23 protein-coding genes and 1 riboswitch are annotated in these 25,433 nt (G+C 62.7%); of the genes, 14 read left to right on the top strand and 9 right to left on the bottom strand.

The features are described 5' to 3' along the window. Positions 1-8 precede the first annotated feature (8 nt). The 3 genes from V3391_RS10950 to V3391_RS10960 all read right to left on the bottom strand — a co-directional run bounded on the left by V3391_RS10950 (position 9) and on the right by V3391_RS10960 (position 5,152). Positions 9-2,828: a sensor histidine kinase gene (locus V3391_RS10950; RefSeq protein WP_332078441.1), complete on the bottom strand. Its 2,820-nt coding sequence runs from the start codon at positions 2,826-2,828 to the stop codon at positions 9-11. A 52-nt stretch (positions 2,829-2,880) separates the two neighbouring features. Continuing rightward, positions 2,881-3,279 carry a hypothetical protein gene (locus tag V3391_RS10955; RefSeq protein WP_332078442.1) on the bottom strand — a complete coding sequence of 133 codons (399 nt, stop codon included), beginning with the start codon at positions 3,277-3,279 and terminating at the stop codon, positions 2,881-2,883. Positions 3,280-3,739: 460 nt separating this feature from the next. Next, positions 3,740-5,152, bottom strand: a complete 1,413-nt coding sequence (locus V3391_RS10960; RefSeq protein ID WP_332078443.1) for a site-specific integrase — start codon at positions 5,150-5,152, stop codon at positions 3,740-3,742. Positions 5,153-5,515: 363 nt separating this feature from the next. Here V3391_RS10960 and V3391_RS10965 point away from each other — a divergent pair, with 363 nt between their 5' ends. Next, entirely contained in the window at positions 5,516-5,935 is a 420-nt protein-coding gene (locus tag V3391_RS10965) for an H-NS histone family protein (RefSeq protein ID WP_332078444.1), read from the top strand. Positions 5,936-5,965: 30 nt separating this feature from the next. On the opposite strand, the gene V3391_RS10970 is transcribed toward V3391_RS10965, so the two are convergent. Further along, a complete protein-coding gene (locus V3391_RS10970) occupies positions 5,966-6,937 on the bottom strand; it encodes a hypothetical protein (protein WP_332078445.1) in 972 nt (323 codons plus the stop codon). Positions 6,938-7,130: 193 nt separating this feature from the next. Between V3391_RS10970 and V3391_RS10975 the strand changes: the two genes are divergently transcribed. Next, a complete protein-coding gene (locus tag V3391_RS10975; RefSeq protein WP_332078446.1) occupies positions 7,131-7,595 on the top strand; it encodes a JAB domain-containing protein in 465 nt (154 codons plus the stop codon). Positions 7,596-7,846: 251 nt separating this feature from the next. Continuing rightward, the gene (locus tag V3391_RS10980) at positions 7,847-8,467 is read left to right on the top strand and encodes an NYN domain-containing protein (RefSeq protein WP_332078447.1); all 621 of its coding nucleotides are present in this window, start codon (positions 7,847-7,849) and stop codon (positions 8,465-8,467) included. 20 nt (positions 8,468-8,487) lie between these two features. Here V3391_RS10980 and V3391_RS10985 read toward each other — a convergent pair whose 3' ends face one another. Continuing rightward, a complete protein-coding gene (locus V3391_RS10985; protein WP_332078448.1) occupies positions 8,488-8,823 on the bottom strand; it encodes a helix-turn-helix domain-containing protein in 336 nt (111 codons plus the stop codon). Between the two features lie 98 nt (positions 8,824-8,921). On the opposite strand from V3391_RS10985, the gene V3391_RS10990 reads away from it, so the two are divergent. The 4 genes from V3391_RS10990 to V3391_RS11005 all read left to right on the top strand — a co-directional run bounded on the left by V3391_RS10990 (position 8,922) and on the right by V3391_RS11005 (position 12,465). After that, a complete protein-coding gene (locus V3391_RS10990) occupies positions 8,922-9,392 on the top strand; it encodes a hypothetical protein (RefSeq protein WP_332078449.1) in 471 nt (156 codons plus the stop codon). 11 nt (positions 9,393-9,403) lie between these two features. Continuing rightward, positions 9,404-9,715, top strand: coding sequence for a hypothetical protein (locus V3391_RS10995; protein ID WP_332078450.1), 312 nt, complete (start codon positions 9,404-9,406; stop codon positions 9,713-9,715). A 35-nt stretch (positions 9,716-9,750) separates the two neighbouring features. Next, positions 9,751-10,287 carry a hypothetical protein gene (locus tag V3391_RS11000; protein WP_332078451.1) on the top strand — a complete coding sequence of 179 codons (537 nt, stop codon included), beginning with the start codon at positions 9,751-9,753 and terminating at the stop codon, positions 10,285-10,287. Positions 10,288-10,908: 621 nt separating this feature from the next. Beyond that, positions 10,909-12,465: a MobA/MobL family protein gene (locus V3391_RS11005; protein ID WP_332078452.1), complete on the top strand. Its 1,557-nt coding sequence runs from the start codon at positions 10,909-10,911 to the stop codon at positions 12,463-12,465. Between the two features lie 72 nt (positions 12,466-12,537). Here the strand turns inward: V3391_RS11005 and V3391_RS11010 are convergent, their stop codons facing one another. Continuing rightward, on the bottom strand, positions 12,538-12,837 hold the full coding sequence (locus tag V3391_RS11010; protein ID WP_332078453.1) for a hypothetical protein: 300 nt from the start codon (positions 12,835-12,837) through the stop codon (positions 12,538-12,540). A 272-nt stretch (positions 12,838-13,109) separates the two neighbouring features. On the opposite strand from V3391_RS11010, the gene V3391_RS11015 reads away from it, so the two are divergent. The 4 genes from V3391_RS11015 to V3391_RS11030 all read left to right on the top strand — a co-directional run bounded on the left by V3391_RS11015 (position 13,110) and on the right by V3391_RS11030 (position 17,777). Continuing rightward, entirely contained in the window at positions 13,110-14,144 is a 1,035-nt protein-coding gene (locus V3391_RS11015) for a S1 family peptidase (protein WP_332078454.1), read from the top strand. Between the two features lie 334 nt (positions 14,145-14,478). Beyond that, positions 14,479-15,402 (top strand): 30S ribosomal protein S6--L-glutamate ligase, encoded by a 924-nt coding sequence (rimK, locus tag V3391_RS11020; protein ID WP_332078455.1) that lies wholly within the window; start codon positions 14,479-14,481, stop codon positions 15,400-15,402. 337 nt (positions 15,403-15,739) lie between these two features. Then, entirely contained in the window at positions 15,740-16,423 is a 684-nt protein-coding gene (locus V3391_RS11025; protein WP_159678036.1) for a response regulator transcription factor, read from the top strand. Then, entirely contained in the window at positions 16,410-17,777 is a 1,368-nt protein-coding gene (locus tag V3391_RS11030) for a sensor histidine kinase (RefSeq protein ID WP_332078456.1), read from the top strand. Before V3391_RS11025 ends, V3391_RS11030 begins: the two co-directional genes overlap by 14 nt. 37 nt (positions 17,778-17,814) lie before the next feature. Here the strand turns inward: V3391_RS11030 and V3391_RS11035 are convergent, their stop codons facing one another. Beyond that, positions 17,815-18,396, bottom strand: a complete 582-nt coding sequence (locus tag V3391_RS11035) for a hypothetical protein (protein ID WP_332078457.1) — start codon at positions 18,394-18,396, stop codon at positions 17,815-17,817. A 54-nt stretch (positions 18,397-18,450) separates the two neighbouring features. Next, positions 18,451-19,275: a methylenetetrahydrofolate reductase [NAD(P)H] gene (gene metF / locus V3391_RS11040; RefSeq protein WP_332078458.1), complete on the bottom strand. Its 825-nt coding sequence runs from the start codon at positions 19,273-19,275 to the stop codon at positions 18,451-18,453. Between the two features lie 209 nt (positions 19,276-19,484). On the opposite strand from metF, the gene mqo reads away from it, so the two are divergent. Together mqo and V3391_RS11050 are read left to right on the top strand one after the other, a co-directional pair. Beyond that, positions 19,485-21,188 (top strand): malate dehydrogenase (quinone), encoded by a 1,704-nt coding sequence (mqo, locus tag V3391_RS11045; protein WP_332078459.1) that lies wholly within the window; start codon positions 19,485-19,487, stop codon positions 21,186-21,188. A gap of 88 nt (positions 21,189-21,276) precedes the next feature. After that, the gene (locus tag V3391_RS11050) at positions 21,277-21,834 is read left to right on the top strand and encodes a DUF3228 family protein (protein WP_332078460.1); all 558 of its coding nucleotides are present in this window, start codon (positions 21,277-21,279) and stop codon (positions 21,832-21,834) included. A gap of 78 nt (positions 21,835-21,912) precedes the next feature. On the opposite strand, the gene ahcY is transcribed toward V3391_RS11050, so the two are convergent. Beyond that, on the bottom strand, positions 21,913-23,361 hold the full coding sequence (gene ahcY / locus V3391_RS11055; RefSeq protein ID WP_332078461.1) for an adenosylhomocysteinase: 1,449 nt from the start codon (positions 23,359-23,361) through the stop codon (positions 21,913-21,915). 36 nt (positions 23,362-23,397) lie between these two features. Then, positions 23,398-23,473, bottom strand: a riboswitch (S-adenosyl-L-homocysteine riboswitch). Positions 23,474-23,686: 213 nt separating this feature from the next. Between ahcY and V3391_RS11060 the strand changes: the two genes are divergently transcribed. Then, positions 23,687-25,408: a LysM peptidoglycan-binding domain-containing protein gene (locus V3391_RS11060; RefSeq protein WP_332078462.1), complete on the top strand. Its 1,722-nt coding sequence runs from the start codon at positions 23,687-23,689 to the stop codon at positions 25,406-25,408. Positions 25,409-25,433 lie beyond the last annotated feature (25 nt).

The raw sequence follows: 25,433 nt of genomic DNA on the forward strand, positions 1-25,433 counted from the left end.
ATTGCCCCCTATTGCTCAGCAGTGGTGATTGTCAGCTTGAACTTGGCGCCTTCGTCTGACGGCACAAACACGAGATCGCCGTTGCTACGGAACATGGCTTCCCTCGCGATGCTCAAGCCCAGTCCAGTTCCGTTGGTTCGTGTTGAAAATCCGACATCGAACAGCTGGTCCACGAAGTCTTCTGAAACTCCGGGACCGTTGTCTTCGACGAGGATGGTTCCTTTTCTCTGTTGTTCCTCCGCGCCAGTGATCTGGATGCGCGGCGACGCGATCTGGTGATGTGCGAGCCAGTGCAGCGCGTTTTCGACCAGATTGGTGAGCGCTGTCATGAGATCGGCCTCATATCCATGCGCCACCATTGCCAGCACCGCGGGGTCGACATCGAACTTCACACCCATGGCCTCGAAGCGGGAGCGAAAGAGAAACTGAACGCGGCTGATTACTTGGTCAACCGCGAAGTCCTGCGGCTGACCTCGCTTCGCACCCGAAAGCGGGCTCAGCGCATTGAGTAGAGAACGAAGGGTGGCGGCACTCGCTCGCAGTCCGTTGAAGATCCTGGGGAGGTCTGCGCGATCTTCTGCGGCCTCTTTAGTGTCATCAAAGAGTGTCGGCTGTCTTCTCTGGAGGCGGGCGCTTTCGTTCTCAATGAAGCTCAGCGGCGTATTCCCTTGGTGCATCACTTCGCCGACGATCAGGCCGAGGGTAACTTGGGCTTCGAGCTTGGCTTGCCTTTCTTCCAGTTCCTTGAGGTGCCCCGAAAGGCGATCGCTTTCCCGCGCGATGACCTTTTCCGCCTCTTGCCGTTCGGGGGCGGGTATTTTCGCCAAGAGCGCGTCGGCCCAAGCATGCTGGGCGTTCTGCATAACCTCGCGAAAGTTCGTCTGGGGTCGTCGATCGATACCTGCCGAAATTCTGAACTTGCGCCGCCTTGGCTCAACTTCCTCCGATAGCAGCGTCAGCAACAGGGTCTGCAGTCGTCTAAAGCTCCCGTTCTCCTCCAGCCCCTCGCGACTACTACGCTCGACTAGACTAGAGCTCTCCTCGTCATCCACAACCACGGTGCCGGCTACCTGATTGCGGCCGATCTTTAGGGTGGGGTTCTGGACGCGCTTAGCGTCAAGCGTGAGCCAGTCGTTCTCTGCATCGCCATAAGGCCTGACGCGAAAGCCGGCACGATAAATCGCAATGCCGGCAATCTTGTCCAAAAGCTTTCGCGCTTCCCGGATGCCGAGATGCCCAAATCCTGCCTTCTGTGCCGTGCTACGAATAGTCTCTGCTTCACGATCAAAGATGCTCAGGCGAACAGCCACAATTCCACACGGCTCTTGCCCTTCGCCTAAAGGCACGCGTAACAGGATCGGAACCGGATCCGTGCCAGCGCGCTGGATGGTCATCGTCCCTTCAAAAACGCCGCTTTCGTCGAATATCCCGTCCACCAAGTAGTCGCTCGCATCGAGCACAGGGAATGGCCGGACTTTCCACGGATCAATCTTGACGCCGTCGATCAGATCCGTCTGGACGCCTAGCATGGCGAAACCGTCGAAACCACTGTTCTCAATAGTGCAATGGGAGAGATCAAGGTGGATCTCGAACTCGCCATCTTCCGAGTTCACTGGGCTCACAAGGCGACGCAGTTCGTCATGAAGCTTGTTGATAGATACTTCAGTCCACTCATCGCGAAGTTGCGTGATGTAAAGCCGTGTTCCGGGTGGCTCATCCGTTGGCTCATTGCGATAGGCGAAAGATACCGTGTCCAGGTATTTCGCTTCCTCGAACTGCTCCCAGTCCAGATCGCTAATGGTTGTTCGCTCGAAAGCCGGCTGGTCGGCTCCTTCGCCGATGCTAGCCACGGAGATCAATCGAAGGTGGGAGCCAAGACGAGCCGCTGCAAATCGGCCAATACCCTTCGAGCCAAGCAACTTCCTGCCGCCTGGGCTGGTTGATCGAGTGCGTTTGTCGCTTGTGGCTGGCTCCATCCACTTATCGCGGATGTCCGAAAAGGCCATCCCGTGGCCATCGTCCGTAAAAACAATCTCGCCAGCGCCTGCTTTTAGCGGCGGAACAAGCGTGATGCGCACGGAGCGCGCGTCGGCGTCGTAGCTATTCTTTACGAGCTCGATGACCGCTGCTTCGGGACCGCTGATCAACCGGTCGCCGATGGTTCGGATGATCCGGGCTCGCGGCCTAAAGGTAAGACGAGGGCTTGGCCACCCTTCTGGTCTTCCATCGGGCCACAGGGCGCCTAGATCTGCAGGCACTACTGGCGAGGCGTCGGACCAAGCGTTGTGCTCCGCTAGCTCATGAGCACGGGTCAGTTCTGCGAAAATTGCGTCTTCAGTGGCCGGCTCGGCCCTGACGCTCCAGTCGACCGCCTCTCGCATGGTGCGAGCATTCGCATCCGAGACGATCTCGGGGAAGGCGCACCGCAGAGCGAGCAGCGCCAGCGCTATGGCTGACCAACCTCGACGACAGAACGGCTCGATATGCTCATCCAGAGACAGGTCGGCATGTGTGTTGTTCGCAGCCTGTGCGTATCCGCCTAGAGCCAGTGCGAGTGCTTCGATATCGTAGTTATCGAAATACTCGCCGTCGATCTCGAAGGTATCGCTTATGCCTCCATCCCCGCCTCGCGCAGCCGCTCGCTCGGCAAGGGCAACCGCGTTTCGGACCGCTATGCGCGCCCCTGCGGGCTCGTGCACATCATCGGCATATGCATCGGCGAAGCGCCTCGCGATCCGGGCCGTGATGGCTACGCTCGCCCATCTCGGCAGAGGTCTGTCCAGCTGCAGGGGAAAACGCAACAAATGATCATTGGAGCCATCAGTCACGGCGAACCTCTTTGGCTGGGATGCGGGGCGGGAACGGAGTTCGTAGGTGGCTTCACCAAGCGACATGACATGCAAGATAGTCGCATATGAGGATCTTCACCCAGTTGCCGTTGCCTTGGCCGACGGCGTAGGCATAGCTCCCTTCTTGCACGGTGCGCCACCTCTCAAAGGCACTAGGGATGCCAGCCATGACAGCGCTGAAGCTTCGGCTGCCCAACTCCGGCCACATGCCCGTGCTATCAACGATAAAGAATAACTCTTGATCAGCTGTCGACATTGAAGAAAGCGGAGCGATGCTGACGCTTTCAGCTTCGCCCTGAAATGGAATGCTCAGCTCGTGGAACAAGTGACCAGTGGCCAGCTTGGTCACGACCTGCCTTACTTTCCTTTCATCTGGAACCCAGACGGATCGTCCATCTGCCTGCTTTCGGTGAGACGCCTCGATCTGCATGGCGAGGTGCGGTCGGGCTGCGAGTGTTCGCACGACCTTGTCTCGTCCGATGCCTGCCAACCTCGTCGTGCCTTGTTTGACGCATTCCAGAAAACAAGCGAAGTATTGCTCTGCTTCCGAAAAGCTGGTGTTGCATGTGCTGCAGCACTCAATAACAGGCAAATCCTGAGGATATGGCAAGTCCAAGAAAACCTTCGACGGCACATGATCGCTCGTCTCGGGCGGCCCTCCGCAGTAGGCGCAAATGCCGCTCAAGCGACTGTCTACTGTGAGCTGTCTAGGGTCCATCGCATTGGCTAGTCTTGGGTGGTATGTGGAACTGCTACTCAAGTGAGAGTATCCCGGTCGGGCTGGGCTTGTGAATCTGGTCGCCGTCTCGCACGCGCGGCGTGCTTTCGAGCTGGCCGTTAGATATTCGGTGCGGAGAGCTCGGGGGATTGCCGAATTGTGTGCGTTCTGCTCATGGATAGAACACATTCCCCGGCACCAACACCTGGTCGAACTGCCCTGCGCGATAGACAGGCACCTGCACATTCGGTTGATAGGCTTTCAATGCCTGCTGCTGCCTTCTACGACGATGCTGGGGCTGACGCTCGCCGGGGTGGTAGTAATTGTCGTGGAGCACAGGTGCCCGCTTCTCGACCGCATGCCCGGTGATCAAGGCCAAGTCGGTCTCAGAGATGCCTTGGTCATCTAGATCGGTTGCCAGCGTATGTCGGAACGCATGGAAGCCGATGCCTTTCGCGAAGCCGAGAGACTTGAGATACCGCCCGAAATCCTGCTGGAGCGTGGCCGAATAGCGCGCGTTGGTTTCGCCCGTGGTGCGGTTGACGCCGGCCGAGAGGTGCGGGAACAGTCGCTGGTGGCCGTAGCGCTCCAGGTCAGCGATGAAATCGCCGAAGCCGGCGGCGAGCACCGGGTCCGTCAACGGAACACTTCGAACGGATGTGTTGCCCTTGATGGTCATGCGCGAGCGAACTTCCTTGCCGTCCAGGTCCGGATCGGCAACGGCGTGGATCTGGATCGACAGCCCACCATGCGGCTCGCGGATGACATCTGCCAAGTGGAGTTGCGCGATCTCGCTCACACGCGCTCCGGTATAGAGCGCCAATATCGGACACCACCAACGATGGGGGTGGGCAGAGGCCCAGGGCAAGAAGTTATCTGGCCCGAAGATGCGCTGGAGATCGGCATCACTGAACAAGCGAAGCGTCTTGCGGGAGCTCTTGATCTTGGACCTGCTCGGAAGCTTGAAGCCCTTCATGGGACTAAAGCCAATAGCTTTGTGCTCGACCAGGTAGTTGAAGAAGGCGCTCAAGACACGGTGGTGAAGCGCCATCGTCTCCTCTGCCAAGGCTGGCTTGTTCGAAGCCATGCCCAGCTCAATCAGCGCGTCTACCGACTGCTGCTTAAGGTCCGGATCGTTTGCCAGATTGGATGGCGCCCACCGCAGAAGCTCCCACATCCTTTGGATCTGCTGACGATCAATGCGTGAGACTTCAATGTCGCCCGTCACCATGCCCAGGATGGTGAGGGTGCGCTCGATCGTCTTGATCGAGTCCGGCTTCAATTTCACCCGACGCTTCTCTGCCACATAGTCGGCGACTTCTTCCGATAGAAGCCTTCCAGGCGTGCCGGGCGGAAGCACATCGATAAAGCGTTTGCCATCCCGTCGGACGCGGTTTCGTTGCGTGCGAACGCATGAAAGCTCCATGAGGTTGTAAAGGGTGTTGGCGGCTTCGCGCCCCACGACCTCAAGGTCATGGAAAGCGATCCGTCCGACGCGTAGTGTCTTCACCCGCAGGGAGCCAAAGGGCGCGTCAACGAACGCCTGGATGCGCTGTGCGATGTCATTGTCGAGGGGTTGTTTCACGAGGGCAGCTCCGAATTGAGATGCACCTTGTGATAGGCCAGCGCCCGAGACTGTCAACGGACCGATGTCGCAGAAAATGGCATGGTCACCAACGCATATGCCTCTCTCGGCGGGGTGTCCAACACGCAATATTTCAGTATGAGAATAGTGGTCTTCGTTCGAGCTTTATTCTCGCTCAATCAATAACTTACAGTCGCGGATATGGCGCGTAGCAAAGTAAGCATCTATAGTGTTATTTGAGCGTCCTACGACGCATAAGGGTCCTATTAAAGATCTTTATGCGTGTAATTCAGATTGGGATGGCCGTCTCAATTGTTGTTGCCGCGCATTATCGTGGTGACCTGACTGCTCGGGGAGCAACGCGTGCGATTTGATCTTGAGAAGTTCAGCTCACGAGAGCTCGACCTGCTGATCGCGACTGCTGAGAAGCGCAAGAAGCTGCTTTCGAAGCGCAGGCCCATTGCGGTCGTCAGGGCTGAGCTGACAGCGATGGTGACGGCGCACGGCTACACGGTCGCGGAGATCGTAGGGAAGCAGCCTGCGGCTGATCCCTCGCAGGGGCGTGCGAAGCGACGGAAGGCGAGCAAGGTGGCGGTGAAATATCGCGATCCAGACGACCGGCGAAACACTTGGTCTGGTCGCGGCTCGATGCCGCGTTGGTTAGCCGAGAAGGTCAGGCGCGGCAAGAGCGCCGCCGACTTCTTGATCCCAGGACTGGGGCGGCCAACTGCCAAGAAGAGCGATCAGATTGGGCAGAAGACCGTTTTCAAGAAAGGGCGTTAGAAGCCGCGGCGCTGACGGTGCGGTGAGCACCTAGGGTGCGGGATCATCTACGACTGGCTTCGCGCTCGCATCCTTCAGATCAATGGCCTCGCACAGCTCTGCTGCAAGGGCGCTGAAACAGTCGATCGCCTTCTTCGCTCGCTGATATTCGGCTAGGTTTGCCTTGTAGGTCTCTTCGAGCGACAGAGGTTCTTGGCTCCCCATCGCGTAGGTAACAGCTCTCTTCGTCGGATGCTCTGTGCGCCGATATCTGCCGCCGTCTAGAAGAACCATGTCCATAGAAGGACCGATTGAGCGGGTCGCGCGCGCGATCTCGCCTAGCATCAGGCGGGGCGAGAACGAATGTGCAGCTAGATCCCGGTAGTTGCGCGTGAGCCGCGAGTATTCGTCACTGTCGAGCGCATGTAGCGCTTGCTGAAACGCTTTGAACTTCGACCACCGCTTTCCTAGCTTCCCCAGTTGTCGACGCCGGTCTGCCCTACGAATGGGCTTGCCGGGGCGCTCGTCTTGAACGAGACGGTCGGGCTCTTCGGGAGACATCCGCTGGTTCGCTTGATGTAGAAGGTTCTCGGCCGTCAGTGCGAGGCGGTCCGCGAAGCCGCTGGGCTGGAGCATGCAGTAGAAGACGACCGGTTCCAGAAAGTGGTGGAGCACCTCCCACCTGTCCTCTTCGTCGCTGTAGCTTGAGAGCACAGCATTCCACGCCTGCCATTCGTGGAGACGCACGCCCCAAGCGTTGAGCGAGTTGATGCTCTCGCGCACTTCACTGGCAGCGCCCCAGTGCCAAGCGAAGGTCCCTTGGGTTCCGTCGACCCGATCAGCGATGTCGTAACTGGTCAGACCAGGATGCCGCCGTCTGATCTGTTCGATGGTGTCCTGATATCGCGCATAGGCGTCCTGCGAGAAGGCCTTCCACTTCCGCCACTGCTCTTCTGCTTCCTCACTGATCGGCAAGGCGGGTTCGTCATCAATAGGGTGAGTGCTTTCCTTGCTCTGGGTCACGGCCATCTCCCGGCGTCTATGCCTCTCAAAAGGGATCCTAGCTCGCCTGCCTAGCCGACAAGGGGCAAGCCCTTCTCCACTGCGTTACGACCCACGCTGTGCGCGCTGGCGCGTGCTCGCTTACGGGTGTCAGCCCGGCCGACGGCTCGCTGCTCGGCTCCCACGAGGCAATCTCGCCTCCGGGAGATCAGACATGCGAACCAAGTCCAGCACCAAAGAGAACAGTGACGAACAGATCCTCGCCGCGGCAGAAGCCATCCTGCTCAAGCGCCTGGAGCGACAGGGCAAGGTCTCGGAGCCCAGCGAAGCAGGCCGCTACCTGCGAGCTCGGATCGGACACAGCGAGCGCGAGGTCTTCGGGTACCTCTTCCTCGATACCCGCCACCAGATCCTCGGCTGCGAGCACCTCTTCTTCGGGACCATCGATGGCGCCGAGGTCCAGCCTCGCGAGGTCGTGAAGCGGGGTCTGCTCTTGAACGCCGCGGCGGTGATCGCCTTCCACAATCACCCGTCAGGCAACCTGGAGCCTTCCGCAGCAGACAGGGCGGTCACAGCGCGGCTGAAGCAGGCGCTGGCACTGGTCGACATCCGGTTGCTGGACCATCTGGTGGTCAGCGCTGAAGGCTTCACCAGCATGGCTTCGAGGGGCTGGGTATGAGCTGAGCCATCGCCGGCATGCTTCGAAAAACTGACAACGGCAATTGATGAAGACTAAGCCGAATCAGCTGATAGGCGAGCTTGTCTGCGCTCGGTATGATGGGGCCGCATTCGCGGCCCCATCATACCGAGCAGCGAGCAAAAAGAAGGGGGCCAGCCCTAAGGCGCGGCCCCCTTTTCCGTCAGGCTCCCTTGAAGCCTCCTGACGGGTGGATGTGTCTATCTTACTCAAAAAATTGCCAGGAGCAACACATGGCCAAGGTCGGCTTCTATGTAGACGGCTTCAACCTGTTCCATGCCATCGAAGGGCTAGGCGACAGCAGGCTTAAATGGTTGAATTTAAAGGCTTTAGCGAACTCGTTCCTGCGGCCAGGGGACTCAATGGAGTGTGTGAAATACTTCACTGCCATTCAGCTCCATGATCAGATAAAGCAGCAGCGACACAAGCAGTATCTGGCAGCACTTCGAGCTGTGGGTGTCGAGGTCGTCGAATCAAATTTCAAGAAGGCCAAGAAGTTCTGCTTTGAGAATGACCGGTATTGCATGTTTCGAGAAGAGAAGCAGACAGATGTGGCGCTTGCGACCTCATACCTTCTGGATGTGATCGAGGGCAAGATTGACCGTCTCATCTTGGTGACCGCAGATAGTGATCAGATCCCGGCCATCAGAGCGATACTGCAGCGAAAGCCTAATTTTGATCGGCTTCTGGCCCCGCCGCCTGGGCGACTACAAGAAGCTCGGGACTTGGGCAACCACTTCTCTGATCGCCGAGAGATTAGTTTAGGGCGTATGACGCAGTGCCTTCTACCTAGGAATGTTGTCTCGCCGACTTCGGGGAAGGTGGTGGCGGTCTGCCCTGTTGCCTATCAGTAGATGCCGGCAATTCATTATCGCTATGCATCGTCAGCAAGTCTCCTGAGCAACGCTAAGGCTTGCTTCTGCTGACGAGGGTTGAGCTGCGAGATCAACAGGATTGCTTCGGCCAACACCTCGGAGCTCGCCACAAAATACGCCGCTGGCAAGTCCAGCAGCTTCGCAAGGCGCTCGATGGTGTTCAGATCCGGCTTGTGCAAACCGCGCTCCCAACGGCTGACCCGGGGCGCCGCCACATTCGGATCCTCTTCTCCGAACAGAAGCTCCCCGAGCTGAGCCTGCGTCAACTCTTTAGCCAGGCGCGCCGCACGAAGGCGTCGACCAAGAGCGGTGGCAGGGGGTAAGGCAGCAGGCATTCGGGAGCAACAAGACGTTGACTCCACGAAGTGTGCCGGGCAGAGTCTAGCCAGTCATTTGCATCCAACGCAAATAAAAAGCAGAGGGGAGACGCGGGATGAAAAAGTGGACTGTGGTGTCGGTCATGAGTGCCGCGATGTTTGCCTCGACGGCCTACGCAGGGGGGCACCTGTCTTGCCAGCTCCACGCTGCTGAAGGCTCTGCGCTTGAAGGCCAGCCCAAGGTCACGGAGTTCCTGTGGAGCACTGCCAACGGTGCTGCGAACCCAACGGGACCGATCGCAACGAGCATCGGTGTGATTGATCAGGGAAAGGCGGTCGGCAGCTTGGCACTTGATAGCGCACCTATCCAACTGCCTCCAGAGCTTGGCGGGCTGGTCCATTTCGGCCAGGCATACGACTACGGCAACCGCGTTGCGCTGGCCTATCTGGTCGAGCGCGCCGAAGACAGCTCTGCCTTGCCAAGCCAAGTGGTGCTGATGCTCGACAAGACAGGTCGAGTGATCGCCAGCGATCTGATCCCGGGCGACGCCGAGCCGGCACCCGGCCAATGCCGCCTGATCAATTGAAGGAAAACACCATGAAGAAGGTTCTGATGTTGATCGCCGTGAGCCTGGCGCTTCCCGGCTGCGCTGGAGCTGGCCCCGGCAAGGCTGATGTGGAGGCGGCGCTGATCAAGCACTTCGAACAGGCTTCTGGCGGGATGCGCACGACCTTTCAGAAGCTTGAGGTGGGCACTTGCCGGAAGGCCGAAAGCGCTCCCGGCTACGCGTGCTCGGTGAACGGCCAAGCCCAGATCGATGTAGGCGGGCGGCTCCAGAAAGAGGCGCTGACGGCCACATTCGTGTTCGACAAGGTCGGCGATCGCTGGACCGTCGTCTCCGCGCACTGACAACTCGGCTCCGAGGGAGCCCCAAAGGACGATCTATGTGGACCCTGTTCAAGCTGATCCGGTGGCTGGTCACCGGACTGGCCGCGTGGTGGGTGTTTTCTCAAGCGACAGAAGAGGGCATGACGGCGCAAGGTTCGCTGCTGGCCGTCATGGTGTTCGGGCAGTTCGTGTTCTGGCCGGTGCTAGCGTTGTGGGTGGTCCCAGCGATTTTTCGGCACCGCGCGCCGACGGCCAAGAAGCATGACCGATCGGTCTTCAGCCCGAGCATTGCGCACGATCACATCGCGCTGGATCAGGGACGCGACAAGCTTTGGATCCGAGATCCCGGACGCGGTGAACGCTACTTGGATCGGAACGACATCCTGTCGATCCGCACAGCCTTCGATGTCCGCGGGTCGGTGACGAACCAGCGGTTGGAGCTGCAGGTTCGCGACATCGAACATCCGCTGTGGCAGGTCCCATTCGTGCGTCACTCCGATCGCCGGCAGAGGGGTATGGAGCGAAACGGCGCAGAGCGCGATGAATGGTTTGCCCGCCTGAAGGCTTGGACGGGACTGTCGACCATCCGCTGACGATCCCGCACAGCCGCACCGGAACAAGTGCTTGCGTGGCAGGCAGCCAGCGGCGAGCGCCGCGAGGTGGGCGTCTCCTGCCGTGCGAGCCCTGGCTCTGCCTTCGCGGTCAGGATGTCCAGCGACATAGTTCAACAGCGCAGTGACGATTTCGCCGTCGGGTAGATCTTCGCAGCCGGCGGCGAACACGAGCGATCCTAACTTGGTCTTCCTGAGGGTCTCATTTCGTCGCGCTGTCGCTCGATGGCGCGCAGCTTCGCGTTGCGCAGCCATAAGCTCCTTCGCCTTCAGCTGTGCCAAGCGCGTCGTCGCCTGAGTGATTTGATCGTAGAGCTGCTTACTGCTTCCCATAGTGCTTCCTCGTGATGGATGACACAGCTATCCAAGCACGCAGCGGAAGGGCGTCAAGCCTCAAAAACAAGGGTAAAACGCCAACGCATGGAGCTGGAGCAAGAACGCACTTATGCGTTGTCTTCGACAACGCGTGCGGTAGGGGCTTTGCCCCTACAACCCCGAGCGCATGGCGCTCGCCCCCAATGCTCGACCCCCTGGGATCATCGCTTGCCAAAGCCGAAATCCACTTCATAAAGAAGAGGGCATAAGCGTTTTGGAGCAAGTCGAGTGGCGATCTACCACACACGGATCAAGATGTTTTCGCGCAGCAAGGGACACTCTGCGGTCGCCGCTGCGGCTTACCGCGCAGGCCTGCTGCTGTTCGACGATATGACGGGCATCAAGCATGACTATCGCCGCCGCAGCGGCGTCGTCACCACCCGATGCTTCGCGCCACTTGGTGCGCCGGAGTGGGCGACAGAACCACAGCAGCTGTGGCGGGAAGTGCGCATGAAGGAGAAGCGTAAGGATAGCCAGGAAGCGCGTGAGTTCGAGATTGCGTTGCCCTGCGAACTTACTGACGAGCAACGCTCCGATCTGGCCTGGGACATCTGTCGCGATCTTGTCGGGCGCTACGGATTTGCCATCCAAGCCAGCATCCACGAGCCTCCAACCCGAGGCGGTCAGAATTGGCACCTACACGCACTCGCGACCACGCGGCGCATCCGGGACAACGGGCTACACGACAAAACGCGGGAGCTCGACGGCGGCGCATCTGGCAAGGCTGAAGTTGAGTGGGTGCGTGAGATGGTGGCATCTAGGACCAACGATCATCTCGCCGCCGCGGGCCACGAGGCCAGAGTCGACCATCGCAACTTCGGCGATCAGCTCACCGCCGCAATCGAGGAGGGTGACTTGGAGCGCGCAGCTGAACTTGCCGGGCGAGAGGCCACGCTTCCTATGGGCAAGTCGGCCATCGCCCTTCAGCGTCTTGGAGCAGACTGTGCGATCGCCGACGCCAATCGATCGATCCGCCAGCGCAATGCGAGGCGTCATGCGGATCTTCGTCAGAGCATGGCCGAGAATGGCTATCTGCCGGCGCCGTCGGAAGGTCATGGTCACGAGCAGGCATTGCGTGACAGGCAGCGTGAGCTGGAGCAGCCGATTGCCTTGGGCGGGTCCGGCAGTGTCGGAAGCATTCAAGGACTAGGTCCGCTGACTGACCTACGCACTCCTGCCGAGCGCCAGGATGCAAAGCGGGCTGAAGCACGCACCGCATTCTCAGAAGCAGCAAAGCTGTGGGCCGAGGATTTCATTGCCACGATTGACCTCGCCTTTGCCGCAACCCGGAAGTTGCTCGCGCATCATGCGGAGCGCGCGGCCACCTTTGCTCACCTGCCGTCCTTCCGTGCGGATGTCCGCGCCTTCGTAAAGTGTCTCAAGCGGCTCAAAGAAGATGCTCTGCGCTTCCGGAGGCGCTTGGAGACCGAGGATCGTCTTTCTCACCTGGTCAGCCAAGCTCAGACGGAGCTAACGCGCTTCGACGGCGAGCATCCGCATCCGGGCCTATGGACCAAGCGCCAGTGGCAGATGCGGCGTGCCCGACGGTTCCAAGCCGTGGGACAGCGGCAGGAAGCCCACCGGAAGGCTGTCGAAGCCACGCAGCCCGAGGCGCAGGCTGATTACACAAGGCGGGCGCTTGAGACAGGCGTCGAACTCGAACGAGTGAGCACTGCGATGCTGGCCCGATATCCACTTCAGTCAGATCTCGGTGTCGATCAACGGGCGGCACCAAGCGGGCATGGCCAGACTGATACGCCACTGTCGCGTGGGCCTCGCCTCTAACCCGGACACATGAAGAGTGCCCCTTCCGGGGCACTCTATGCTGCGATGCCGATGAGAAGGTCTGGTCCGCGATCAGTGGAGGCGAGGGCCTTTTCTAGGGGCGGAGACCGGTGCCTCGCGTCTGCCAAGGAGAAGCTCCTGAAGCGTCTCCCTCTCAATCGTGCGTTCCTGGACCTGCCTGGCGGGTGGCAACATCGGCGGCGCATGCTCCAGGGTCGGATTGCCATCCTCCGCCGCCAGGCGGATCAATGCTTCCGCGGTAGCCAAGGCGTTGCGGAGTTCCAGTTCCCGCTCTTGTGGGGCCTTGGTGCCGTCTTCGCGGCAGATCCCGCTCAGGAAGTGACTGGCAATCTCGATCTTCAGCTTTTGCATCGTGGTCTCGGGTCTGGGAGTGGACCTCCATCCAAACTTGCTTTGCGTTGAACGCAAGTCGGCGTTGTATGACCGTGATCTCAAAAGGCTGAATAGGTGGCCGCAGATCGCAAGACATATGCGTCTACGAACTCCCAAACGGGGTCGTTTGCCGGCCAGGTGGTGTGCAAAGACCTAGTCGTTCGCAGTTACAAGCAACTGGATTAGCTGCTATCGGCAGCACGATGATCGGTAACCTAAGCGTAAGCGCATGATCTTCTGAAGGAGCAGGAATGGGATCGCGAACTGAGATCACAGACAAACCGCAGTCGATCCATCCGCTGTCTCGGGCCACCACCTATATTGAGAGCTACTTCTTCGACCCATTGAGCGGCGAGCAGCGGCTGCGCACTTACGCGACCGGGTTCTTTGTTCGAGCTTCAACAGCGATTTTGCTCGTCACCAATTGGCATGTCATGTCCGGGCTAGATCCGTCTCAGCCGTCCATGCTGGGCAAGACGCCTCCGCCGCATTTCCTCAAAATATTCGTGCCTACCGTTTCGGGTGGGCTGAGCTCATTGAGCCTTCCTCTCTATGACGCAGAGATGGCGCCGAGATGGGAAGAGCATCCAGATCGTGAAGCAGTCGATATGGCCATCTTCCCGCTGCCGCTTTCCTTAGAGCAGCACTTCCATTTCTTCGATGTCCCAACGGCGGCCGGCGCACATGAAATCGAAGAGGCTGTCGCAAAAGATGTATTTGTCCTCGGCTATCCATTCAGCCAAGATGAACTCAGAAAGAGTTTTGGGGACGGCGCGCCCTTCTTTCTTCCTGTATGGAAGCGTGGAAGCATCGCGACAGAGCCCGCCACGCGGTTCAACGATCGAGTCATTCTGATCGACGCGTTAAGCCGCCCTGGTATGTCCGGAGCCCCCGTGCTTGTTGCTCAAGACGAACCTGTCTTGCAGAGCACATCAGCGAGAAATGCCGAAGTATTCGATGCCATTAATCGCGGCGGCGGCAACGCCTTGGAAGTGCTATCGAGGCTAGACACGGCGAGTCTTCGCAGTTCCACAGTCAAAAGGTTCAGTCTGTTGGGTGTCTATTCCGGGGTCATCGGCAACACCCGCCTTGAGCAGATTGCGCTAGGAAAGTGTTGGCATGTAGACACTTTAAGAGAGCTCACCGCCAATAGCTGCCCAGGAGCGATGCCATTCCACGCGCCAGTAGCGAACCGCTTCTACGATGCGCTTCTCAGCGAAGTGAGCGGTGGCAGGCTAGTGGTCAAGAACTTAGAGGGGGAGGTAGTTCGGAACGATCCCATCTAGCACCGTGGCGGGATTAGCGCGTGCTCCGAGACACCTCGCGCGCTTTCGCTATCGTCACCGTCCGCGAGACGCGCGGATGACCTCTGTGCTTGCTTCCACCACCCGCCCTGCGATACGTTTCGACCCGAGTTCAGGGTATCGTTTGCGATATCGTTGATTTCGGTCTGATCGATTGATAAGTGATTGATCAGAAACATATTTTGGAGCGGGAGTCGATTCCCATCACCCGCTCCAACCGGTGTGTGTGACATCCGTGCGGCGACACCATCGAACTGGTGTCGCCGTTTTCGTTGGTGGTCCGTCTCTCTTCGCTGTGCGCCCGTCCGGTGATTCGATGAAGCTCGCGATCCTCTCCCGCAACACCAAGCTCTATTCCACCCGGCGCCTGGTCGAGGCCGCGCGCGTGCGCGGGCACACCGTGCGCGTGCTCGATCCGCTGCGCTGCTACATGCGCATCAGCAGCGAAGGGTTCTCGATGCGCTACAAGGGCAAACCGGTGGTCGGCTACGACGCGGTGATCCCGCGCTTCGCGGCGTCGGTCACCCGTTACGGCAACGCGGTGCTGCGCCAGTTCGAACTGATGGGCACGTTCGCGCCGAATCCGTCGGCGGCGTTCGCGCGCGCGCGCGACAAGCTGCTGTGCCAGCAGCTGCTCGCCGCCGAAGGGCTCGGCCTGCCGGTCACCGTATTCGGCGACAACCCGGACGACACGGATGATCTGCTGGCGATGCTCGGCCCGCCGCCGCACGTCATCAAGCTCAACGAGGGCAGCCAGGGCGCGGGCGTGATGCTCACGGAGAAGCCGTCGGCCTCTCGGGGCGTCGTCGAAGCGCTGCGTGGGCTGTACGCGAGTTTCGTGATGCAGGAATTCATCGCCGAAGCACAGGGCGCGGACCTGCGCTGCTTCGTCGTCGGCGATCGGGTGATCGGCGCGATGCAGCGACAGGCGCCGCCGGGCGATTTCCGCTCCAACCTGCACCGCGGCGGCACGGCCAGCCCGGTGGAGACGACCCCGGAAGAACGCGCGGCGGCCGTCCATGCGGCGCAGGTCATCGGTCTCGGCATCGCAGGCGTGGATCTGATCCGCTCCGCGCGTGGTCCGCTGGTGCTGGAGGTCAATGCCTCACCGGGCCTGGAAGGCATCGAGGAAGCCACCAGCGACGACATCGCCGGCGGCATCATCGAGTACCTCTCGGCCCACGTCGCGGCGAAGCCGCCGACCCGCCGCGCACGGCGTGCGATTCCGAACGGAACTTGAACGTTTTTTTTCCGGATTTCGACGGCGGCCTCTCTAATCTGCACATCCGGAATGCGCTCGCGCTCTCTCCGTCCCGGGCAACCGGGGCCGCAGCGGATGACGGCAATCGGGGCAACACTCCTTCGACCCGGGCGGTTTCCGCCCGGGTCTTTTTGTGTCCCGTCCCGGCAACGGCAGTCGACAGCCTGGGCACGTGCCTCGAGCGCCGGCGCGCCGGACCGGTTTGTATGCGCGATGACGACGGTCGTCGTGGAAGCATCGCAGCGCTGTGCCATCATCCGGCGCAGACCCGTATTCACCGTATGCGTCCGATCGGGCGCGACGCCAAGGACACCCAATGCACATCCTCGTCATCGAAGACAACCAGGACATCGCCGCCAACCTCGGCGACTATCTTGAAGACCGCGGGCATACCGTCGATTTCGCCGCCGATGGCGTCACCGGCCTGCATCTGGCTGTGGTCCACGATTTCGACGCGATCGTGCTCGATCTCAATCTGCCGGGTATGGACGGCCTCGAGGTCTGTCGCAAGCTGCGCAACGACGCGCGCAAGCAGACGCCGGTGCTGATGCTCACCGCGCGCGACAGTCTCGACAACAAGCTCGCCGGTTTCGATTCGGGCGCCGACGACTATCTGGTCAAGCCCTTCGCGCTGCAGGAAGTGGAGGTCCGCCTCAATGCGCTGTCGCGTCGCGGCAAGGGCACGCACACGCGCGTGCTCGACGTCGGCGATGTCGAGTACAACCTCGACACGCTGGAAGTGCGCCGCGGCGGCAAGCTGCTGCAGCTCAATCCGACCGCGCTGAAGATCCTGCAGTCGCTGATGGAAGCCTCGCCGGCGGTGGTGACGCGGCAGGAACTGGAAACCCGCGTCTGGGGCGAAGAGCTGCCCGATTCGGACTCGCTGCGCGTGCACATCCATGGCCTGCGTGCGGTGATCGACAAGCCGTTCGACACGCCGTACATCCAGACCCGTCACGGCATCGGCTACCGCATCGCGGTTCCCGATGCGGCCACCTGAGCCCAGCCAGGGCCGACCGGCCCGCACGCGCGGGCGCCGTCGTTACCGGCGGCGTCTGCGCAGTCGCATCATCCTGTCGTTCGTGCTGCTCGGTCTCGGGCTCACGACGCTGTTCGCGTTTCTGACCCAGGAAGCGCGCGACCGCGTCGAGAACACGCTGGTCGAAGACCTGATGAACCGCAACATCGACGAGTACGCCCGGCGGTACTACGTCGATCCGGCGCGCAATCCCGCTGTGCCGCTGGAGCAGATCCGTGCGCGCGTGATCAAGCGCGACCGCTTCCAGGAACTGCGCCGCGATCAGCCCGACTGGTACGAACTCGGCGACGGCATCCACAACCTCAGTGGCGTCGACGAGGACGGCACCCCCTTCATGTACAAGCTCGCGGTGCGCAAGACGCCCGACGAGTGGTTCTTCCTCGCCTACGACATGAGCGAGACGATGCGCGGCGCGACGCAGTTCCAGCGCGCGATCTTCGGCTCGGTGGTGCTGGTCTCGCTGTTGTCGCTGCTGATCGGCTGGTGGTCGGCCGCGCGGGTCATGAGTCCGGTGTCGGCGCTGGCGAACCGCTTGCGCAGTTCCGGCGACTCGTCGACGCCCGAGGCCTTGGCGCCACATTTTCCGGACGACGAAGTCGGCCAGCTCGCGAGCGCGCTCGATGATTACGCATTCCGGTTGACCGAAGTCGTGCAGCGCGACCGCGAGTTCAACGCCGACGTCAGCCACGAACTGCGCACGCCGCTGGCGGTGATCAAAGGCGCGGTCGAACTGCTGCTGTCGCGCCCGGAACTCGACGACAAGACCCGCACGCGACTGCAACGCATCCAGCGTGCCGAACAGCAGTGCACCGATCTGATCAGCGCATTGTTGCTGCTCTCCCGCAACGAACGCGGGCACGGCGCGACTGACGTCGGCCGCGTGGTGGAGCAGCTGTTCGACGCGCATCGCGGCCAGTTGGCCGGCAAACCGTTGACGCTGCGGCTCGAGGCCGGCGCGCAGCCGCTGGTCGTCGATGCGCCCGAAGCCGCGGTGACCGTGGCGCTCGGCAATCTCGTCGGCAACGCGATCAAGTACACGCTCGAAGGCGAGGTGGTCGTGCGGTTGGGCGAGCACACCGTCGAAGTCGCCGATTCCGGTCCGGGCCTCAGCGCGGAAGATGCCGCGCGACTGTTCGAGCGCGGCTATCGCGGCACGCATGCCGAGCATTCGCAGGGTGGCGGCATCGGCCTGTCGATCGTGCGCCGTCTGTGCGCGCTGTACGGCTGGCAGGTGCGGGTGGTGCCGGGCGCGGTGCGTGGCGTCGTGGCGACGCTGTCGTTCCGCCCCGAGCGGCCGTCGATGCCGGCGGGCTGAAGACGACTGCTAGGAACGCGCGCCGCCCCCCGGTTGTCTAGAGGCTCACCCACCAGCAGCCGAGATGCCGGCGGAGGCCGAACACTGTCGTCACCGTGCCGCCGCCGCTCGCGCCGGTCTGGTCGATCCGCAGCGAAGTCGGTGGACGCTCCGGCGCCGCGGTCGGGATGTCACGCGCGCTGACCCAGCCGGTGAAGCCCGATCGCTCCTGCGCGACCACGGTCTGCGCCGGACGCTGCGCGGTGATGTTGACCAACGGCCGCTGCGCGATCGCGTCGAGGCGTTCGAGGATCTGGTAGCCGCCGCTGTGGCTCAGGCCTTGCCAGTGGTAGAGCCCGGCTACGCGATTGGTGTCGCGCTGGTCGATCGCGAAACTCAGTTCCTGGATCAGCCCGCGCAGCTGGCGCTGGCAGCCGATCCGCGGCAGGGCGGACGGCGCGGGACCGCGTCGTGGCGTACTCGTGGTGGCACCGACGGCAGAGCAGGCCCGATCGGTGTAGATCGTGCCGCCGTCGGGCGCGGTGCAGCGACGCACCTGCGCCGAGGCGCTCGACGGCACACACACGGCCGCGATCGCCGAGGCGGTCAACAGCAGGGCGGGGACGGGGTGGCGGGGCATCGGCGCAGCCTAGCGGCTGGCAGGTGATGACGACAGTGGCGCCGGGCGCGGCGGTCAGGACAGGCGCGCGAGGACGGCCTGGGTCGGCTTGGACAGATTGAGCGTGTAGAAATGCAGCGCCGGCGCGCCGCCCGCGATCAGGCGTTCGCACAGGCGCGTGACCACCTCCGTCGCCAGTTCGCGGATCGCATCGGCGTCGTCACCGTGCGCGGTCATCTGTCGCTGCATCCAGCGCGGAATCTCGGCGCCGCAGGCTTCCGAGAACCGGCGCAGCTGACTGAAATTCGAGATCGGCATGATGCCGGGAATGATGGGAATCTGGATGCCCGCGCGGCGCACGCTGTCGACGAAATGGAAGTACGCGTCGGCGTTGTAGAAGTACTGCGTGATCGCGGCGTCCGCGCCGGCGTCCACCTTGGCCTTGAAGTGACGCAGGTCCGCGCGCGCGTCGTCGGCCTGCGGGTGGATCTCCGGATAGCAGCCGACCTCGATGCGGAAATGGTCGCCGAATTCGCTGCGGATGAAGGCGACGAGATCGGCCGCGTATCGCAGATCGCCCGGCTGGCCCATGCCCGACGGCAGATCGCCGCGCAACGCGACGATGCGGTTGCAGCCGATCGCGCGGTAGAGCTTCAGCAGCTCGCGGATCTCCGCGCGGCTGCCGCCCACGCAGGACAGATGCGGGGCCGCGTCCAGACCGTGCTGCTGCTTGAGCCGGCGCACGGTCTCGGGCGTGTGGCTCAGCGTCGAGCCGCCGGCCCCGAAGGTGCACGACACGTATTCGGGCGCATGCACGGCGAGCTTCTTCGCAGTGCGGTCCAGCTGGCTGCGCTGGTCGTCGGTCTTGGGCGGATAGAACTCGAAGCTGAGCGGGAGCATGCGCGGCCTGCGACGGCGGAGTGCCTTGATTGTATCGCTTGATCGCGATGAAAGCGAAGACCCGCACGCCACTTCGCTGCGTGGAACACGCCTTCCCGCCGGCTCCACGCGCGCCGGACCTATAATTGGCCGGTCGCCCGGCCCCTTGCCGGGCCGTGCCCCTCGACGGTCCTGGCCGCCGACCGGCGTCCTCCCCCAAGGATCCCGTCATGAAAAAATTCCTCAAGGCCCTCGTCGGCCTCGTCGTGCTGGTGGCGATCGCCGCCGGACTGTTTCTCTACTGGCCGCTGTTCGAACGCGCGCCGCCCGAGCCGGACAACGCCGAGCCCGTGGACGTGGTGCTGATCGGCGCCGGCGTCATGAGCGTCACGCTGGCCACGTACCTGCAGGAACTCGAGCCCGACTGGCGCATCGAGATGTACGAGCGCCTGGATGGCGTGTCGCTCGAAAGTTCGGACGGCTGGAACAACGCGGGCACCGGACATTCGGGGTTCGCCGAACTCAACTACACGCCCGAGCGCGAGGACGGCAGCATCGAGACCTCGCGTGCGGTCGACATCGCCGAGCAGTTCGAGATCTCGCGCCAGTTCTGGTCGCACCAGGTCGAAGCCGGCCGTCTCGGCGCGCCGGGTGAATTCATCAACGCCACCCCGCACATGAGCTTCGTCTGGGGCGACGCGAACATCGATTACCTGCGCCGGCGCCACGCTGCGCTGTCGAAGGAGCCGCTGTTCAACGGCATGGCGTACTCGGAAGATCCGAAGCAGATCGCCGCGTGGGCGCCGCTGATGATGCAGGGGCGCGATCCGGCGCAGAGGATCGCCGCGACCTGGATGCCGCTCGGCACCGACGTCAATTTCGGCGTGATCACCCGCCAGCTGACCCAGGCGCTCGAGCGCAGCCCGAACTTCGGCCTGCATCTGCGTCACGAAGTCCGCAAGCTGCAGCGCAATGACGACGGCACCTGGACCGTCGCGGTGCACGATCTGGCGAGCGACACGACGCGCTCGATCCGGACGAAGTTCGTGTTCGTCGGCGCCGGCGGTGCCGCACTGACGATGCTGCAGCACTCGGGCATCCCGGAAGCCGCGAACTACGGTGGCTTCCCGGTCGGTGGCCAGTTCCTCGCTGCCGACAATCCGGCCGTCACCGCGCAGCATGAGGTGAAGGCCTACGGCAAGGCGGAAGAAGGCTCGCCGCCGATGTCGGTGCCGCATCTCGATGCGCGCATGCTCGACGGCAAGCCGGTGCTGCTGTTCGGCCCGTTCGCGCTGCAGAGCACGCGTTTCCTCAAGCACGGCTCGTGGTTCGACCTGTTCTCCTCGGTCAACAACCACAACGTCGCCGGCATGATGCGCGTGGGTGCGGAGAACCGGGATCTGGTGGGCTATCTCATCAGCCAGGCACGCCTGTCGGACGCCGATCGCATGGCTGAACTGCAGAAGTACTATCCGGGCGCGCAGCCCGCCGACTGGCGTCTGGTGACCGCAGGTCAGCGCGTGCAGGTGATCAAGCGCGATCCGGAGAAGGGCGCGATCCTGCAGTTCGGGACCGAGATCGTCACCGATGCCGACGGCAGCATCGCTGCGCTGCTGGGTGCGTCGCCGGGCGCGTCGACGTCGCCGAAGATCATGCTCGACGTGATGCGCAAGGCCTATCCGGCGCAGATGGACGGCCCGTGGCGCGAACGCATCGCGCAGATCGTCCCGTCGTTCGGCCAGACGCTCAACACCGATGTCGCGCTGACCAACCGCATCCGTGGCATGACCAGCCGCGTGCTGCAGCTGCCGTATCACGAAGTGCCGGGCGCCGCGGTCGGCGATGGCCAGCCGCCGGCGGCGAACGACGAACTGCACGGCCCCGATGAAGGCCCGGACGAGGCCGAGCTCGACCGGCGCACGCAGGCACTGTGATCCAAACGAACAGGCGGGCCGCGAGGCCCGCCTTTTTCTTGCGCGGTGCAGGCGCGTTACCCTGTCGCGCCCCGCATGCGACCCGCCGATGTCCATCGTTCTCACGCCGTTCGCCCGCCCGCGTCTGTTCCCGCGCACGCCGCGCGGCAACACCATCCAGGACATCACGCCCGCGCAGTTCGAAGCGCACCTCAACAGTGAAACGCCGCACGCCGTGCTCGACGGCTACGCGCCGTTCTGCAAGCTGCACGTGCATCGCAACTGGACCTCGACGCGCTGCCTGACGGTGCCGATCACCGACGCCAACCGGCACCTGCTGCGCTCGGGTTACGAAGCGCGCAACAGCGCGGAACTGCCGGTGCTGGTGCGCTGGTTCGAAGGCGTGGAGTCACCACGTGCCGAGTATCTCGTCGTGATCCTCTACAGCGCCGAACAGCTCGCGAAGGAAGGCTCGCCGATCGATGCGGACTGGGGCATCGTCGGCTGCATCTACACCGCCGAGCCGGAAGAGATTCCGATGGCCCCGATCACGATGCTGCGCAACGCACTCGGCGTGGAGGAGGGCGGTTCTGGTGTGCCGCTGGATCGCGAGGCCTACCGGCGCAGTGTGGACTTCTGGGAGCGGAATGCGAACTGGCGGCCGTAACTCAGTCTGGCAGTCGCCAAACGAAAAACGGGCGCCTTTCGGCGCCCGTTCCGTGTCGCATCCGCAGAAGCGGGTCGATCAGTAGCGGTAGTGGTCCGGCTTGAACGGGCCTTCCACCGGCACGCCGATGTAGTCGGCCTGTTCCTTCGACAGCGTGGTCAGCTTCACGCCGATCTTCTCGAGATGCAGGCGCGCGACTTCTTCGTCGAGCTGCTTCGGCAGCAGGTACACCTTGTTCTCGTAGCGGTCCTTGTTCGCCCACAGGTCGATCTGCGCGAGGGTCTGGTTGGCGAACGAGTTCGACATCACGAAGCTCGGGTGGCCGGTGGCGCAGCCGAGGTTCACCAGGCGGCCGTCGGCGAGCAGGAAGATCGCGTTGCCGTTGCCGAACACGTACTTGTCGACCTGCGGCTTGATGTTGATCTTCTCGACGTCCTTGAGCGCATTGAGCGCGTCGACCTGGATCTCGTTGTCGAAGTGGCCGATGTTGCAGACGATCGCCTGGTCCTTCATGCCCTGCATGTGCTCGACCGTGATGATGTCCTTGTTGCCGGTCGTGGTGACGTAGATGTCGCCGCGGCCCAGCGTGGACTCGATCGTGTTGACCTCGAAGCCTTCCATCGCCGCCTGCAATGCGCAGATCGGATCGATCTCGGTGACGACGACGCGCGCGCCGTAGGCACGCAGCGACGCGGCGCAGCCCTTGCCCACGTCGCCGTAGCCGCAGACCACGGCGACCTTGCCGGCCAGCATCACGTCCATCGCGCGCTTCAGGCCGTCGGCCAGCGATTCGCGACAGCCGTAGAGGTTGTCGAACTTCGACTTGGTGACCGAGTCGTTGACGTTGATCGCGGGCACCAGCAGCGTGCCGGCCTGGGCCAGCTGGTACAGGCGATGCACACCGGTGGTGGTCTCTTCGGAGACGCCCTTCCACTCGGCGACCGTGCGGGTCCAGAAGTCCGGGCGCTCGCTGCGCACGCGCTTGAGCAGTGCCTTGATGACCTGCTCTTCGTGGCTGCCGCCGGTGCTGTTGACCCAGCTCTCGTCGCCCTTTTCGAGCTCATAACCTTTGTGGATCAGCAGGGTCACGTCGCCGCCGTCGTCGACGACCAGCTCGGGACCGATCAGGCCGCCCTTGCCGTCGGGGAAGCTCAGCGCGTCGAGCGTGCAGTCCCAGTATTCCTCCAGCGTCTCGCCCTTCCACGCGAACACCGGCGTGCCGGTCTTGGCGATCGCGGCGGCGGCGTGGTCCTGGGTCGAGAAGATGTTGCACGAGGCCCAGCGCACGTCGGCGCCGATGTCCTTGAGGGTTTCGATCAGCACCGCGGTCTGGATCGTCATGTGCAGCGAACCGGTCACGCGCACGCCCTTGAGCGGCAGGGTGGCGGCGTGCTTCTTGCGGATCGACATCAGGCCCGGCATCTCGTGCTCGGCAATGTCGAGTTCCTTGCGGCCCCAGTCGGCGAGCGTGATGTCGGCGACTTTGTAATCGCCTTCCGTCGAGAAGGTCTTCAGCTGTGCGTTCATAGCAGGCTCCGTAGTGGAATGCGCCACGCGCATTCGCGATTACGGGCGCCGTTCACAGGACACCGCGCCGAGCCTGGCCGTGCAGTCCACGGTCGCAGCGCCCCTCGGCGAGGCGACCCCCATTCTATCGCAGGCGTGTGACTGACGGCCTGCTGCCGGAGCCGGCAACCGCGCCGATCGAAGCCGTCGGTATGAACGTGGATTCAGGCTGCGGCGACGACCTCGGGTTTACCCCAGTAGGTCGCTTTCGTCCGCATGCAAGACCATGTCCGCACCGCGCTGGATGCGTGGCTCCCATGAACAGGACGAGGCAACGCGTTTGAACATGCACGTACATGATGGCGGCGGCTCCATTGCACCGACCCTGCCCACCCCGACGCTCGATCCCACGCGGCACAACGTGGTGGCCGGCGACACCGTCGCGACGCTCGCCGAGCGCTACATGGTCAGCCCCGAGGCGATCCACGCGGCCAATCCGCAGCTGGTTTCGCCCACTGCGCAGGGCGGCAATGCGATCCAGCCTGGCGATGTGATCGAGATTCCGGCCTCGCCGATGAGCGCCAGCGGCGACATCGACGGCGGCAGCGCGAACCATTCCACCACCGACGTCAAAGTCAGCGCCAAGGCCGCTGACGGCAGCATCACCTGGCAGCCCGACAGCCGCACGGTCAAGCTCACCGCGGAGCAGGAAGTCGAGCTCGGCAACAATCGCGCCGAGGGCGCGCCGGCGAGCAGCCGTGGGGCGTCGATCAGCGTGTCCAGCGAGTCTTCCGTCGAATTCCAGCAAAGCCAGGGCGACGGCACGACGTCGTTCTCGGTCACCACCGGTTCGCAGATCAGCGTGTCGGGCGAAGCGAACGCAGGCGGCCGCGGCGGCGCCGAGGTCGAGGCGAGCGCCGCGACCGGTTTCGAGTCCACCTACAAGGTCACGCTGCCGGGCGAAGGCCAGACCGTCGAAGCGGCGGCGGCCGTGAATCCCTTCGATCCGACGACCATCCCGGTCGGCGGCAGTGTCACCCTGGACAGCAGCGCGTTCGCCGAAACCGCCTTGTCCGGCTCGTTCCGCATGATCGGAACGGAGACCAACATCAAGGCGTCCGACGGCGTGAGCTACACCGTCGAGCGCGTGGATGCGGACACCGTGCGCGTGACCACAGGCCCGACCGAGACGATCAATGCGTTCAACGGCGTCGGCCTGCGCGCGGGCGACCTGTCGGTGATGGCGGGCCGCGAAGACCAGCTGCATGGCGCGACCCTGCAGACGGCCGAGTTCGACATTTCCAGCGTCGAAGGCCAGGCCGCGTATGCGCACTTCAACGCGACCGGTCAGGTCGCGCATGCAACACCGGGCGTCGACAACGTCGCGACGATCTCGCGCATCGACTACTCGTCGCAGACCCAGCTGCGCGCCGGCTTCGACCAGCTCAGCATCGCGCTCGGCGGCCAGGCCAATCTCGGCAGCACCGTGCAGGTGGAATACGCCGACGGCTCGCGCGCACTGACCACCGATCTGAGCTACGGCAGCAACGTGCCGCTGACGATCGAGCAACGCTTCGACGCCGCCGGCAACGAACTGCCGAGCGAGCGCAGCTACGCGTTCGAACTCAGCACCGATCGACCGTCCTACAACTGGTTCGAGCGCAACATCCTCGGCAGGAACGAGGCCAGCGAAGAACAGGCCAATGCCGATCTGCTGAACTGGGCGTTGACCGGCGGATTCGACGGCGGTGGTCCGGTCGGTGCGGGCGACACGGTGACGCTGACCTTCAGCGAATCGCAGCTCGAAGCGCTGATCGGCCAGACCCGCGCGACGGTCGAGGGCGGGCAGGGCATCGGCGGCGCGCACAGCGATCTGCGCGTGCTCGTCGAGGACTACAGCGGCAATCCGGTCAACGACACGATGGACTTCGCCGTCTCGCTCGCCCGCAACCTGGGCGGCGATCCCTACGGCTTCGCCGCGCGTCTGCAGACCATTTCCGCAGGCGCCGACGGCAACGTCGCCAACGACAGCTACGCACGTATCGATGCGGATGTGCAGGTGCAATAGGGCGTGTCACCCATCCCCGAGCCTG

It is taken from the genome of Luteimonas flava, from assembly GCF_036584485.1.
GTDB lineage: Bacteria > Pseudomonadota > Gammaproteobacteria > Xanthomonadales > Xanthomonadaceae > Luteimonas > Luteimonas flava.